Genomic DNA, 15101 nt, shown 5'->3' with positions numbered 1-15101 from the left:
GCCCACCCGCATATGTCGCGGGTGGGCCGTATCCTGATATTGAACCGTCAATCGAACTTTACGAAGACAGTCGTCTCAAGCCATATCGACAGGCTTGAACGTTGGGGTCATCAAAATTCCTCCCAATCGCTCTTACTGTTATCGACCGCGGCATTGCCGGCGAAGGCCGAGGCAATCTTGCGACCGAGCGCACGGACAGGAGATGTCGTTGGTTTGTCACCCACGCTCGCTGGCCGTGGGCTGGAAATTTGGTATTGCGTATCGGAAAGCTTGAACTGCGCCAGTAGATCGTTGAGCGAGGTGACTTCCTTGGCAAGGCTGTGGCTTGCTGCCGTGGTTTCTTCCACCATCGCTGCGTTCTTCTGGGTGTCCTGATCCATCTGATTGACGGCGGTGTTGATCTGCTGAAGCCCGGAAGACTGCTCCTGAGCAGCGTCAACAATCGCTGATACATGGCGATTGATCTCCTGGACTTCGGCGACGATGGTCTCCAAAGCTTTTCCGGTGTCTCCAACCAGTTGTACGCCCTCCTCGACCTGCTGGTTCGACGTATTGATCAGGGCCTTGATCTCCTTGGCCGCATTTGCCGAGCGCTGCGCCAGTTCACGCACTTCCTGTGCAACAACGGCAAAACCCTTGCCGGCCTCGCCAGCGCGTGCGGCTTCCACGCCCGCATTCAAGGCCAGAAGGTTGGTCTGGAAGGCGATCTCATCGATCACGCCGATAATGTTGGAAATTTCCCCCGATGATTTCTCGATCCGCTCCATGGCAATCACCGCTTTGCGAACCACCTCACCGGAATGTTCGGCTCCGGCTTTGGTCCGGGCAACGAGATTACCCGCTTCCTGGGCGCGCTTGGTAGAATCCGTGACTGCGGTGGTGATTTGCTCCAGGGCTGCGGCGGTCTCTTCCACGGCAGCGGCCTGCTGTTCAGTCCGCTTGGCAAGATCATCAGCGGCAGACCGGATTTCATTGGTGCCCGCGCCGATGCCATGGGCATTCTGAGCGACACGGCTCAGCGCCGACTTTAATTTTTCAGCAGACAAATTGAAGTCATTGCGAACACCGTCGAGTGCTGGGGTAAAGGGCTGGCTGATCCGATAGGACACATCCCCGTCGGATAGCGCCGCAAGACCGGTTGCAATATTATCGACAGCAAATTGAACGTCAGCAGCTTCCTGTGCTTTCTGTTTGTCGCGTTCGATGCGTTCCCGTTCGCTTATGGAACGATTGGCTTCCGTCTCCTGCTCAAGGCGGACGCGTTCAATGGCGTTTTGCCTGAAGACTTCCACGGCGCCAGCCATTTCGCCAATCTCGTCACCCCGCTCGGCATGCGGTATCGTGCTATCCCGGTCGCCATTGGCAAGCTTGTTCATGGAAAGATTGATGTTGCGGATGGGCTTGATCACCGCGACAAAAATCGCCCAGAGCGCCAATATAGACAGACTGATTGTCAGGCCACTGGTAATATAGTTGCTCAGGCTTGTGGATTGGGCCGCCGCGTTTGTTTCGTTATTGCGTTTCTGAAGCAAATCACGTTCTTCGGCCGCCATTTCAGCGACTTTCGACCGAATGGCATCCATGGCAGTTTTACCGGCACCTGCCGATTCCATCGCGAGCGCCTGCTCACGCGTCGATGGATTCTGCACCAGAGCCACTTCCTTCGTCAGAACATCGTTGGTCCAGGTTGACGCGAAGCCGTCGAGATCGTCCAGTCTTTTCTGCTGCACCGGGTTGTCGGATGTCAGAGTTCTGACACTGGCCAAAGCCTTACGGTAGGCCGCTTGTCCTGCTTTTTGTGGTGCGAGAAATGCCTCGGTACCGGAAATGAGGTAACCTCGAAGTCCTGTTTCCTGATCGACCATGGCTTGTGAGATAGCATCAAGGGTCGAAAGCACCCTATAAGTGTGCTCCGTCATGGCAACAGCCCGATTCTGGCTATTGAGCCCGGTAATATTGATAACGCAGATCGCTATACTGAGAATAACCAACAAAGTGAACGCCAGCGAAATCTTCGTCAGTATCTTGAAATTGTTGAATGCGAACATGGCAAGCTCCATGGAACAGGCCCTCTGAAACGGCATGCTTCAGCCGAACAGGTGACAAGGTGAGGACAAACGGCCGCCATCGTCCAGGTTTCTGGAGCGTCAATACGGTCAGATGAGAAGAATGTTTGCAGCTATCCAGCGACGACGCGACCGCGATTGATTGCGGTACGTTTTCAACCGTTGCCGAACACGGCGGAACGCGATGCTAAGGACACATCTACAAGTGTGACAGAGATGGTAGCGCCATCATGGCGAACTTGACATGTACTCCGATATCCGAATATTCGGATTAAATTGTTTAAAATTTGTTAATTGAGAATTTTTCGACAGTATTATTTATAGTAACGGATCACGAATAAGTAAAAACGACGTCCAATTTCAACTATTAGGATATAAGGCGAATTTTTACCGCCACAGAAATTGGCTGGGTCCGATTGATAAATGGATCGATGCGATAGTGCCATTCCACATCATATGCCTCAACATAAGCTGGAGGCGGATCTGAGGCGGTCTCACGCGCGATACAAGTGGATGCCTCGTGGCTTGAATGACAGGCTGCTGGAGAGGTTCAACAGTTCGGCTGCAAGCCAACAGGTCGTGAGCCACATTTCCGTTCCCTGCAAACCGGGTGGATGACCGTCTGCGAAGGGGAAGCCTTGTCCGTCTTGCCACAGCCTCGGAAGTTGCAGAATGATGTCGGTTGCGATCTCCATCGCCTCATCGCGACGATGAGATGTCTGCTTCAGGCAAAGCAGCAGCGGGTGGATCGTGTCGAGCAGATTGCAGGCATTGAAACCTTGCCCACGAAATCCGTCATGAGCCCGGTAATTGCCGATGACGGAATCGATGGCGGCATCCGGATAAGGAACCGGTATGCCAAATTGCGCATGGGCGCCGCGCGTCAGCCGGTAAAAACCATTGACCGGCTGCAACAGCCCTTCCTCCGGTGTTTCCGCACCCCAAAGGCCGGATGTTGGATTGCAGTTGAGGCTCAGCCAGCCAAACAAACTGTGTCGGTTGGCGTCTGCATCAAAATAGAGGCCGTTGAAATGCAAGGCCGTGGCAATGGCGTCAACGGTCGCGCCGCAATGCCAGGCGCGCGTTTGCCAGGGCAACTCATCCAGCCATTGCACGAGATCACCTGCACTCATGCATTCGATGAACCGGAAAGAGTGGAGTGGCGCTGATCCCAGGCATTCAAGTGCATATCCAACGGCCAGCACATTGTACAAGGCGACCGGATCGTGATGCAGTGGCTGTTGCGCATCACGATAAGGGTCTGGGAAAAGCCCGGTTTCGGGGTCTTGAACGGCTTGCAGGCGGGCGATGGTGGCATCGACATCGAACATCGAGCCGATATCGCCGAAGGCTGCGGCAATTTCGATGGCGTCGCAGAGATGGCGAATGCTGGTCACAGGCTTGCCGCTTGCATCCGGCGCGCTGTAATCATCCCCGACACGGTATCGCTCGACAACCGCTCGCCAACAGGCCGAAGCAGCAGTATCGATTGCGGCAAGCGCGGCCTCGACCGCCGCCGTTTTGCGGGGAGACGTCGTGTCTTTGCCGCGCATCCGCAGCACGCGGGCCGGTACGCCACCAGCGATGGCCTGTGGTGGGATGTCTTTCGAGACCACGGCACCGGCGGCGATAATTGCACCGCTACCGATCCGGGCGCCATCGAGAATAACCGCATTGGCGCCGATCCAGACATCGTCGCCAATCTCGATGCCAAGCAATGTCAGCGGCTGGCGGTAGATCGGCGTTTCGAGATCATCGAAGCCATGATTGAAACCGACAATGCTGACATGAGAGGCAATCCGCACACCATTTCCCACCCTTACCCGGCCAGAAATGCAGGCATAGGCATTGATTGAAACGTTTTCGCCAAGCTCGATATTGCCACGCACCAGCGCATGACCGGCGATCCAGGAGCCAGCGCCCATCACCAGCCTGTCGGTATGGATTTCAGCCTTTTCCGCCACATAAACACCCGGAGAAAATGTTGCACCGGCATAGGTCTGAAGCTGGCGAAGTCGTGCCTGATGGGCCGCGCCCTCGATATCCTGCGTGTTCCTTTCCCAGGTGAGGATATTGAGCCGATGGCGGAGCAAGGATGCCGCTTCCTCGTTGGCGTGGTTATCCCTGCTCATGACGCTTAGCCAATATCGAAGGCCGCGACACGGCGTCCAGCGTCTCGAAACTGCTGCTCCAACACCTCGAGATCAGGGCAAGTAGGCGGGGTGGCAAGCGCCTCGTCTGCGTCATCTCCCAGCGGCAAGGCGAAGGCTGCCGTCACCAGCACGGTTTGGCCTGGTTCGACTGCGCCACGCAATTGCGGCAGGTTGGTTTTTGCCCATAAAAGATTGGTATTGGCAATCGGCACATGGGCGCGACCGGTGCGTTGGTTGTCGGATAGATCGACAATGGCGCTGATGTCCGTTTGCCCGAACCACACCGCGCGGCCAGAGCTTTCTTCCATACGGTCGCGGTTGAAGTCGGCGCGGGCAATGGCAAAGCCGCCTTCGCTGGTCATCAGGCTGCGCGGCGTTGTGATCCGATGAATGCGGATATGCCAGGGATTTTGTGGCACGAGCCAAGTTTCGACGGTCACATCTGCCCAGGGCTTCCAGCGGGAATAGAGGCTGTCACCGGCAATCATCGCCTCTTCAAGCGTCTCGCGCATCCTAAAATGCACGCCATCATCCGACAGGCCCAACATGCCATCAAAACTGGCCGCATCGAAATGGCGATCATTGGCCTCGATATTGAAGGTATAGCGGGTCGAATAGACGAATTTGGCGTATTTCTCGTTGGAGCCACGCATCTTGTCATGTTCCTGGCCGGAGGCGAGAATGACGACATTGCCCTGCGTGTGCATGGCCACCATGCCCGGCTTTTCGAGCGGCACAGGCGCGTTGAAGGACGGCGCTTCGGTTTCCTGCGCCAGCCAGAACGGGTGATCGGCAGGCAGGGCCAGCGGGAGAAAGAATTTCAGCGCCCAATAGGGCGAACCGGGCGAATTGTAGCTCTCGCTCATCAGCAGATTGGGATAGCCGTAGCCGACGGACAACACGCCATCGCGGTCGGCAATCGGCAATGCCGACCACCAGCGGATATGGCGCATGTAATAGCCCTTGATCTCCCCCCATGGCAGCGCGTCAAGATTTGCGAAGGCAAGCGCGCCCCAGAAACCGCCAGCGGCAAAACGGTAGGTCTGGCTGCGCCCAAAGGCAAGCGCAGCACCATCCGGGCCGAACCAGTGGCGGATATCCTTGGCAAAGACCGTTGCGCGGTCGCGAAGACGGGTTTTGCGGGCCTCGTCGTCATTAGCAAGCACGGCATAAATCAGCCCGTAAAAATGCATGGCAAAGGGAATGTAGTGGTCCACCCGACGCACCGGTCCGTCGCGGTACCAGCCATCACCGATATCGAATCCTTCCAGCTCATCGAGATAGGCAATGGTCTTGGCGTGGTCGAATTCTACTCCCACCCGCTCCAATCCCAGATCGACCAGAACCCGGAAAAATTTCCAATTGTTATCGACGTATTCGCGATCTCTGGCCTTGAGCAAATAGGCCGAGACGGTGGCCTTGGCGGCATCGTCCAGAGGCTCCCAGATATGCTGCGGCACCATGGCGAGCGCAAAGCCGATGGCGGCAAGCTCCACCAACCGTTGGTTACGGTCAGAGACATCGCCCCAATAGTCTTCGTGCTGCGGATCGGTACCATGGGCCAGGCCACGCCGGTAAAGATCCCAATGCGGAAAATCGCCGCCGCCCGCCACAAAGGGAGCGATGCCCCAAAGCGGTCGGGCAAAACCTTCGAGATCGGCAGCCGCATGATCGAAGATCGCGCCGGATGCGCCAAGCCTTACCCGTGCGCCACCTTGCGAAAAATAAGGCAGGAGCGGCATGAACAGGTCGAGCAGAGCTTTCGCCACATCATCGCGGCTGCGCAAGGGGTTGCTGTAGAGCGGGTTGGCCTGGGCTGGATCGTAAACCACAATCGATATCCATGAATTGATTCAAATGAATTGGCCGCAGGAAGGTGTGAACCTGCGGCCAGGCTTGTTGTGGACTATTTGATCGCCTTGACGCCGTCGTTCATCTCCTTCAGGCCATCGTCGATAGACGTGTTATCGGTCATGATCGCGTCATGCACACGGTTTAGCACGACCTCGATTTTTGCCGCATTGGGACTGACCGCCATTTCCAGATAGGACTTGCCCGCTTTAAGCGCCGCCTTGCTATTTTCGTCCTGCGGGAAGCCGGGCAGCGAGGTGATCTTGGTGCTGACATCGTCTGTGCGCACCGCGGGCAAAGTTCCCGTATCGGCAATGATTGCCGCACCTTCAGCTCCAGTCACGAACTTGATGAAGTCAAGCGCCGTCTCTTTGTGGGCTGAGTTGTTATTGACCGAAAGGGCCGCAATCTGCGCCGCCGTTGTGCCAGCTGCAACGCCATCCGGGTGCGGGAACTTGACGATGCCCCAATTCTTGCTCTTGGATTCGCCGGATTTTACCTTGGCGATCTGCGTGCCTATAAACCAGGTCCCCATCGGCAACATGCCGACCGTCCCGTTGAAGAACAGTGCCGAATAGTGGGTATTGGAGATTTTGAGCGATGCATAGGACGGGATCGCCCCTTCCTTTTGAAGCTTCAGCGCCCGCGCGTACCAGGGCTTCAGAAAGGCGTAATCGCCGCCGACCAGCGTATGCTGACCATCCATGATGCCTGGAAGCTGGACGGTCGAACGCCATGTGTGCAGCAATGCGCCATAGGTCTTGTTGACCCCCATGCCGCCCTTCAATTTTCCGGCGAGCTCGTCGAACTGCGCCCAGGTCATGTCATTGGTCGGGTAGGAAACGCCTGCCTTGTCAAAAATGTCCTTGTTATAATAGACCACCCAGAAATCGGAGCGGAAGGGCAGGGCATAGACCTTGCCGTCAATGCTCAGCTCCTCGATAAGCCCGCCATATCCAGCTTTGTCGATCTTCTGCTCGGTCATGAAGCCCGAGAGATCGCCGATAGATTTGGCGCGCACCAGGGTCGCGTAACCAGGCACGTCCTTGATGGTGACGACATCGATATCCTTGGCACCGCCGGTCAGCTGGGTGGCGATCATCTGCGTGTAGTCCTGCGAACCGAGATCCACCGGCTCGAATTTCACATTTGGATGTTTGGCCTGATAGGCTTCGATCAGCGGCTTGTAATAGGCCACCTTGTCCCAGTCCCACAGCGCCCATTTCAAGGTGACGGGGGCTGCCGATTGTGCGAACGCGCCGCCTGCCATGACTGTGGCCATTCCCAGTGCCGCAGTGGCAATGGTCAGCGATATCCCAAATTTCTGCCTGTACATTCTGTTCTCCTCCCTGAGTGTTTCGTCGTCAGCGCCTCCCAGCGCTGCCTATAATATTTTAGTCGTCCGATACGCCGCATCAGGCCTGTTCAGAACCATTACCGCCGCCCGATGCGCGCCAAATGAAATAGCGAACATGCCAAGTGAAAAATTGATCATTGCCGGCATGAAGACGGAAACCGGGTAGAGCAGCACATGCACAAGCCAGAGTGCTGCGACAAACATCAGCGCCGCCATCGTCGGCAAGGGCCGCAGAAGCGTTGCCAGCGCCGATAGCCGTAGGATCTCCAGGACACCACGCTTGCTCATCACCGCAAGCACAATGAAATGCGCCGACCACACGCCCACAAAACCGGTTGCGACAAGGCTGACAGCGAGGGGACCCGCGTAGATCAGGCTGTCGCGCACTTGGGCGCCATAGGTTGAGATGGCACAAAAACCAATCCACAGCGCCAGAGCGGTTGCCAGACCCCACGCCGTCGCCACCGCCAAATAGCGACGAAAGGCTTCGATAAAATCACGCAACAGATAGACGTTGCGGTCCTCCACCATGGAGCGGCAAACGCTGGCGGTGGCAAAGAGCGCAGCGGGAAGCGTGACGATGGGCAGCGCGGCCACCAGAAACAGAAGGTTGAGCTTGACCAGTTCCCACCATTCCCGCCCGATGATCTCGCAAAACAGCGCAAGGCCGGTGCGCTTCGGCGCATCCTTGGCGATGCCCTTTCCCTCTTTCGTCCAGATGGCCTCCAACCATTGCATCGTGTTGTCCTGTCAATAGAGGATCGATCGCTCGGTCTGCGGATCGAACAATTGGGCATTGGTCATGTCGGCGGTGAGACGCACCTGCTCACCAAGCTTGGCCTTGAAGCGCGGCGATACGCGGGCGACGATGGAGCGCCCGGCGACGACGAGATTGAGATGCACTTCCGAGCCCATTGGTTCGGCCAATTCAACAACCGCCTCCAAGGGTGCGGTATTGGCCGGATCAATATCGCCGGGTGCCAGCTCATGAAAATTTTCAGGCCGTATGCCCAGAACGATGTCGCGGTCCAGATAGGACGCGATGCGGCTCTGGTCGAAAGTGTTCGGCAAGGGCAGGGCATGATCGTTGAAGACGGCGACGAAACCATCCCCCTGGCGCCGGATCGTCGAGGGAAGCATGTTCATCTGCGGCGCACCGATAAAGCCCGCCACAAACATGTTGATCGGATGGTCATAAAGCCGCTGCGGCGTATCGACCTGCTGGATATGGCCATCCTTCATGACCACGATACGGTCGGCCATGGTCATGGCTTCCACCTGGTCATGGGTGACATAGATGAAGGTGGCGTTCAGCCGCTTGTGCAGCTTGGATATTTCGGCGCGCATCGTGCCGCGCAGCTTGGCATCGAGGTTGGACAGCGGCTCGTCGAGCAGAAACACTTCCGGATTGCGCACCATGGCACGGCCCAGCGCCACGCGCTGCCGCTGTCCGCCCGACAGCGCCTTGGGTTTGCGGTTCAACAGATGGGTGATGTCGAGGATCTTCGCCGCTTCCTGGACTTTTGTCTCGATCACATCGCGCGGCGCTTTCCGCAGCTCAAGCCCGAACGCCATATTCTTGTAGACGGTCATATGCGGGTAGAGCGCGTAATTCTGGAAGACCATGGCAATGTCGCGATCCTTCGACGGAACGTCATTCATCAGGTCTTCGCCGATCAGCAATTGCCCACCGGAGATCTCCTCGAGCCCCGCGATCATTCTGAGCGTGGTGGATTTGCCGCAGCCGGACGGCCCGACGAGGATGATGAATTCCTTGTCGGCGATCTCAAGGTCAATATCGTGCACCACTTTCAGTGCGCCGAAGGACTTATTGAGCTTTTTCAGCGAAATGCTTGCCATTTATCCCTCACGCATCACCAATAGGAAGACCAGTTGCGCGACAAGCGCGTCAAAGCTTCCATGTAATAATAGTCACCCCAGGACACGCACTCATCGACACCTTCGCCGCGGCAGGTGTTGTGTGGGGTTTTCTTCGAATAGGTTCCGTGCAGGACAAGTCCGTTGGAAACGGATGGATCCTTGACGGCATAGTGATCGGCCAGACTTTTCATCATCCGCCGCGCAAGATCGCGGTAGCGGGCGGCGTCTGCGTCTTCCACGAGATCGGCCATTTCCAGAAGGCCGCAGGCGACGATGGAGGCGGACGAACTGTCGCGCGGCTCACCGTCCTCTGCTGAAAAGATCAGGTCCCAGACCGGCACAAGATCGTCCGGAAGCCGTTGCAGATAAAAGCCCAGCAACCGCTCAAAAGCGTCGCGATATTCGGCAATGCGCTCGTAGCGATAGGACAGGGCCATGCCCGCGATGCCCCAGGCCTGCCCACGTGCCCAGAAACTGTCGTCGCTATAACCCTGCTTGGTCACGCCCCGTACCGGAGCGCCTGTCGTGGGGTCCATGTAGAAGGTGTGATAGGTGGAGCAGTCCTCCCGCACCGAATGGGCAAGCGTGGTGCGCGCATGGGAGAGCGCAATCTCGCGGTATTTTTCATCCCCTGTTTCGCCAGTCGCCCAGTAGAGCAGCGGCAGGTTCAGCAGGCAGTCGATGATGTAGCGGTATTCGTTTGGATTGCCCTTGGCGCCCCAGGCCTGGATGAATTGTCCGATGGGCTGGTAGCGTTCGATCAGTTGGTCGGCGGCCAGGAGTGCCGCCTTGCGTCCATCCTCGTCGCCGACCAGTTTCCACCCGGCAATACAGGAGGGCGAATAGAGAAACCCCATGTCGTGATGATCGGTGGCGATGCGGTTTTCGATGCGATGCAGAAAGCTTTGCACTTGGATCTGAGCGGCATATCGAAACACCTTATCGCCGCTATGCTCATAGGCGAGCCAGATTTCGCCCGGCCAGAAACCTGCCGTCCATTGGTCGTTGGCAACCGCCGGATACCTGTTGCCGACGCTGGAATGGTTTTGCGCCGCATAGGTGAAGTCAGGCAGATTGCGCCGCACCTGGGCGACCGCGATGTCGAGCGCAATAGTCACCTCTTCATCGGTGATCGGCTGTGGCGCATTGGAAAACATGGCATTCATGACATCACCCCTTCAGCCCGGTTGATGCGACGCCTTCGACGAAGAAGCGCTGCAAGGCCAAAAAGACGACGAGCACGGGAATGAGCGCGACAACCGACGCCGCCATGATCAGCCCGTATTCGGCGGAATATTGCGATATGAACATCCGAAGCCCGATCTGGATGGTCTTCAACTCGGTCTTGGTGAGATAGATCATCGGCCCCAGAAAATCGTTCCAGGTGGTGACGAAGGTGAAGATCGTCAGCGTCGATAGTGCTGGCTTCGACAACGGCAGCATGATCTTCGCCCAGATCTGGTATTCGTTCATCCCGTCGATCCGGGCGGCTTCGCAGAGTTCCGTCGGGATCGACATATAGAACTGCCGCATCAAGAAGACGCCGAAGGCTGTAAAGGCTTGAAGGCAGATCAGCGCCAAATGGGTGTTGTTCAGCCCGAATTCGCGCATCAGCAGGAATTGCGGCACCATATAGACCTGCCAGGGCATGGCGATGGTGGCGATATAGCCGAGAAACAGCGTGTTCTTGAAGGGAAAATGCAGTTTGGCAAAGGCATAGGCCGCGAAACTCGACGTCAGCAATTGCAGAAGCGTAACGATGATCGTCAGCTTCGAGGTGTTGTAGATGAACAGGGCCAGCGGAATCTTCGTCCAGATATCGACATAGTTCTGCCAGCGCGGATGGGCCGGCATCCATTCGATCGGGAAGACAAAGACGTCGCGGTCGAGCTTCAGCGAGGCCGACAGCATCCAGGCAAACGGCAGCAGCATAATGATGGTGACGGCGATGACCGTTGCGTAGATGGCAATTGTCGAGACCTTGATCCTGCGTCCGGCAATCCGCATGGTTCAGTCCTCCCTCTGGCGGCGGAACTGGATCACGGTGACCGCCAGAACCAGGAAGAACAGCACCAGCGCAATCATGCTGGAATAGCCGAGATCCCAGGAAATGAAGGCTTCGTTATAGATATGATAGACCAGCACGAGGGTCGAGGTTCCAGGCCCGCCCTGGGTAATCATATAGACCTGGTCGAAAACCTTGAAGGATTGGATTGTCAGCATAACCGTGACGAAAAACGTCGTCGGGGCCAGCTGCGGCAGGGTGACATGCCGGAATTTCTGCCAGCCATTGGCGCCATCGAGACCGGCTGCCTCGTACAATTCGGCATTGATGCCCTGTAGCCCGGCCAGATAGATGACCATGTAATAGCCCATGCTCTTCCAGATGCCGAACAGGATGACGGTAACCATCGCCCAGTGCCGGTCGGCGGCCCAGCCGGGCATGTCATTGGGGTCGAGGCCGAGCGTGTAGAGCAGCATGTTCACCGGACCCATTTCGGGATTGAACAGCATGTTCCAGACGACAGCCACGGCCACGAGCGACGCGACATAAGGAAAGAACATCGCGGTGCGGAAGAAATCGCGACCACGGATTTTCTGGTTGAGCAGGATGGCAAGACCAAGCGCGCAGGCAAGCGTCGCAGGCACCGAGACAAGAGTGTAGATGACCGTGTTCCAGAAGGCGGCGATAAAGGCCTTGTCTTCAAACAGCCGCCAAAAATTGTCGAGCCCGGCAAAGGTGATCGGATTTGAGCCGTCCCAATGCATGAAGGCCAGCGCAAAGGCAAACAGAATAGGGCCGAGCGTGAAGACGGCAAAGCCTAGGAAATTTGGGGCAATGAAGGAATAGGCAATCAGCGCATTTTCGATCCGCCGCCGGCGCCTGGACACGATCCGCACCCGGCGCTTCGAGGTCGCACCTTTGCCGTTCTCGGCGCTGCCGCCAGATAGAACCGGACTGATGACCGTCATCAGCTTTCCTCCCGCACGAAGCCGTATCGTGCCATGCTCAAGCGTTCCATGCGGGGCCGCCTGTCGGTTGCACCCGTCTCCCGATCCCTGCATAGCATAGATCGTTTATTGGTCAAACAACTTCCGATAACATCAGACAAATTTACTGGAAAGATGAAAATAGGTATGATAGCAGGAGATCGCTAGACGGTGAGGACGGAGGAGGCGGACACCATGTTCAGCGAGCAAATCGGCAGCTTGCCGTCCCACCTTGCCGATTTCCAACCGGTCGCAGGTGCCGACGTCCATGCGTTACTGCAACGATTGGACGCCGAACATCTCACCCCCCTAAAGGGTGCTGGCCGCACGGCGCTGGAGGCTGAATGGCCGCAAATCCTCGCCTCCCATTACCGTGACTATACCCAGACAGGAAACCGCTCGCGCTTCGAAGACCTGTATTTCCGCCGTCGCCTGATGCTGAACGATCTGGTTCTGGCTGAGTGCGCGAAAGACGCGGGGGAGGGCGGCGAGGGCGACTTCATCGACGCGATTATCGATGGCGTCATCCTGATCTGTGAGGAGAGCGGTTGGCAATTGCCAGCGCATAATGCCTATGGACGCGGCGGTCCGCGCCAGCCACTGCCCGATCCTGATGACCCGGTGGTCGATCTCTTCGCGGCAGAAACGGCGGCGAACCTGGCAACCCTGGTTTGGCTGCTAAGACCTGCTCTTGCGCAACGCGATCCGCGCCTGCCCGCCCGCATAGAACAGGAGATCCACCGCCGTATCATCATCCCTTATCTTACCCGGCATTTCTGGTGGATGGGGCAGGGGAGCGAGCGGATGAACAATTGGACGGCGTGGATCACTCAGAACGTGCTGATCACCACGTTTTCCCTGCCCACCAGCCAGGAGATCCGCCGCGCAGTGCTGGTCAAGGCGCTCGGCAGTCTCGATGCCTTTCTCAAGGACTATGCCGAGGACGGGGCCTGCGAGGAAGGCGTCCTCTATTATCGCCATGCAGCTCTCTGTCTGTTTAGTGCCATGACCGTGCTGGATCAGGTTGCGCCGGACCTGTGCCGTCCGCTTTGGCAGACAAAAAAGATCCGCAACATGGCGGAATACATCCTCAACATGCATGTATCTGGACGGCATTATTTCAATTTTGCCGATTCATCCGCAGTTCTGGAGCCCTGTAGCATCCGGGAATATCTGTTCGGCGAAGCGGTTGGCTCGAAGGTGCTGATGGATTTTGCCGCTGCCGATCTTCGACAATCCGCCGATCCACTGCTGTCGAAGGAGTGGAACCTCTGGTACAGGCTGACGGCGGCCACGCGCTTGCCGGATGTTGCGTCAGCACCCGCAAATCCGGCGGCAAAAGGCGATATTTTCTACCCCGGCACCGGGCTTTTCATTGCCCGCGACAGCCGTTTCGATCTGGCGGTGAAGGGCGGACACAATGGCGAAAGCCATAATCATAACGATGTCGGCAGCCTGACGCTTTACAAGGACGGACAACCATTTCTCATCGATATCGGCGTCGAGACCTATACGGCGAAGACTTTCTCGCCGCAGCGGTATGAGATCTGGACGATGCAGTCGACCTACCACAACCTTCCGGCTTTTGCAGGCGTGATGCAGCGGGATGGACCGGAATGTGCCGCACGTTATGTCAAGACGGCTTTCGAGGTGGAGGAGGCCCGCATTTCGCTGGAACTGGCCGCAGCTTACCCGAAGGAAGCAGCGCTACGCTCTTATCGCCGCAGCGTCAGGCTCATTCGCGGCAGCCATGTCGAGATTGTCGATGAGCATGACGGTGACAAGCATGCCGTTCTGTCGCTGATGACCTGCCTTGAGCCCCGCGCGCAAGCGGGGAGGTTGGTCCTGGAAGGGCTCGGCGAAATCAGTGTGAGCGGTGCGGCAGAACCGATCATCGAGGTCATCGATATCGGCGATCCCCGGCTGCGGCAGGCATGGCCGGACAGAATTTTCCGCATTCTGCTGCCGTTTCAGACCTCGCGCTTATCACTGACGATTACTTGAGGAGGGTGAGAATGAGAGTGACACTCACAGTGGTGGATGCTGCGGGTCAAAATCTAGCGCAAAGCAGTGCAGACCACGAAGCCTTTCTGGTCTATCGCCAGCCCTACCGTGACGGCGACCGGCTATTGGTCGAAGTGTCAGAGCCCGGTCATGTTCGCCTGGCACTCGATGCCGCCATGGCCCCGGCCATCCTCTATCTGCCGCAGGGCCGTTTCAGCTTTTCCATACCGTTCGGCGCCAGGAAGATCGCCTATCCACCCCATGCTTTTTGCGGAGATCTGCACCGGCTTCACGCGGCGAAGGCCAGGCCGGAAGAACTAGCGGCACAGAGAAACCTTGCCTTTAACCCCCTGGACGACCAGGCCAATTCTCAAGCTTTTCCGCATGTCGAGGCCAATGTCGAAACACGCGGGGAGGCGGCCTTCGCAGTTCGCAATGTCATCGATGGTGAGCGGGCCAACAACAATCACGGCTTCTGGCCGTTCACCAGTTGGGGGATCAACAGGGACCCGCAGGCTGCCCTGACCCTGTTTTTCGGCCGCCCGGTCACGGTCAGCGAAGTGGTTCTCACTCTGCGCGCTGATTTTCCGCACGATGCCTGGTGGGAAAGTGCTGTCCTGAGCTTTTCGGGTGGAGAAGAAACGCGGTTGGCGCTGGTCAAATCCTCTGCCGCCCAGTGTTTTTGCCTGCCCGAAACACGGACTGAATGGGTTAGGCTGCACAGTCTCATAAAAGCTGATGATCCATCGCCGTTTCCGGCGCTGACTCAGATTGAGGCGTGGGGGACGGAAGCCTGAA

At 57.3% G+C, this 15101-nt stretch carries 11 protein-coding genes; 2 read left to right on the top strand and 9 right to left on the bottom strand.

Annotated elements, in window-relative coordinates:
* Positions 1 to 110: 110 nt before the first annotated feature.
* The 9 genes from FS819_RS25400 to FS819_RS25360 all read right to left on the bottom strand — a co-directional run bounded on the left by FS819_RS25400 (position 111) and on the right by FS819_RS25360 (position 12281).
* The gene (locus tag FS819_RS25400; RefSeq protein ID WP_156551222.1) at positions 111 to 2048 is read right to left on the bottom strand and encodes a methyl-accepting chemotaxis protein; all 1938 of its coding nucleotides are present in this window, start codon (positions 2046 to 2048) and stop codon (positions 111 to 113) included.
* Between the two features lie 512 nt (positions 2049 to 2560).
* Positions 2561 to 4198, bottom strand: coding sequence for an acyltransferase (locus tag FS819_RS25395; protein ID WP_156551221.1), 1638 nt, complete (start codon positions 4196 to 4198; stop codon positions 2561 to 2563).
* A gap of 5 nt (positions 4199 to 4203) precedes the next feature.
* Complete coding sequence (locus FS819_RS25390) at positions 4204 to 6051, bottom strand: DUF2264 domain-containing protein (RefSeq protein ID WP_234624925.1); 1848 nt, start codon at positions 6049 to 6051, stop codon at positions 4204 to 4206.
* A 74-nt stretch (positions 6052 to 6125) separates the two neighbouring features.
* Positions 6126 to 7406 carry an ABC transporter substrate-binding protein gene (locus FS819_RS25385; RefSeq protein ID WP_156551220.1) on the bottom strand — a complete coding sequence of 427 codons (1281 nt, stop codon included), beginning with the start codon at positions 7404 to 7406 and terminating at the stop codon, positions 6126 to 6128.
* A 48-nt stretch (positions 7407 to 7454) separates the two neighbouring features.
* The gene (locus tag FS819_RS25380; protein ID WP_156551219.1) at positions 7455 to 8165 is read right to left on the bottom strand and encodes a DUF624 domain-containing protein; all 711 of its coding nucleotides are present in this window, start codon (positions 8163 to 8165) and stop codon (positions 7455 to 7457) included.
* Positions 8166 to 8177: 12 nt separating this feature from the next.
* Positions 8178 to 9287: an ABC transporter ATP-binding protein gene (locus tag FS819_RS25375; RefSeq protein WP_156551218.1), complete on the bottom strand. Its 1110-nt coding sequence runs from the start codon at positions 9285 to 9287 to the stop codon at positions 8178 to 8180.
* A 14-nt stretch (positions 9288 to 9301) separates the two neighbouring features.
* On the bottom strand, positions 9302 to 10474 hold the full coding sequence (locus FS819_RS25370; protein ID WP_156551217.1) for a glycoside hydrolase family 88 protein: 1173 nt from the start codon (positions 10472 to 10474) through the stop codon (positions 9302 to 9304).
* 4 nt (positions 10475 to 10478) lie between these two features.
* Positions 10479 to 11315 carry a carbohydrate ABC transporter permease gene (locus FS819_RS25365; RefSeq protein ID WP_156551216.1) on the bottom strand — a complete coding sequence of 279 codons (837 nt, stop codon included), beginning with the start codon at positions 11313 to 11315 and terminating at the stop codon, positions 10479 to 10481.
* Positions 11316 to 11318: 3 nt separating this feature from the next.
* Positions 11319 to 12281: a carbohydrate ABC transporter permease gene (locus tag FS819_RS25360; RefSeq protein ID WP_156551215.1), complete on the bottom strand. Its 963-nt coding sequence runs from the start codon at positions 12279 to 12281 to the stop codon at positions 11319 to 11321.
* Between the two features lie 213 nt (positions 12282 to 12494).
* On the opposite strand from FS819_RS25360, the gene FS819_RS25355 reads away from it, so the two are divergent.
* Entirely contained in the window at positions 12495 to 14303 is a 1809-nt protein-coding gene (locus tag FS819_RS25355; RefSeq protein ID WP_156551214.1) for a heparinase II/III domain-containing protein, read from the top strand.
* Between the two features lie 11 nt (positions 14304 to 14314).
* Positions 14315 to 15100, top strand: coding sequence for a carbohydrate-binding protein (locus FS819_RS25350; RefSeq protein WP_156551213.1), 786 nt, complete (start codon positions 14315 to 14317; stop codon positions 15098 to 15100).
* Position 15101: the final 1 nt, after the last annotated feature.

Source organism: Allorhizobium sp. Av2 (assembly GCF_021462805.2).
Lineage (GTDB): Bacteria > Pseudomonadota > Alphaproteobacteria > Rhizobiales > Rhizobiaceae > Allorhizobium > Allorhizobium vitis_G.
This window is presented reverse-complemented; position numbering and strand designations above follow the sequence as displayed.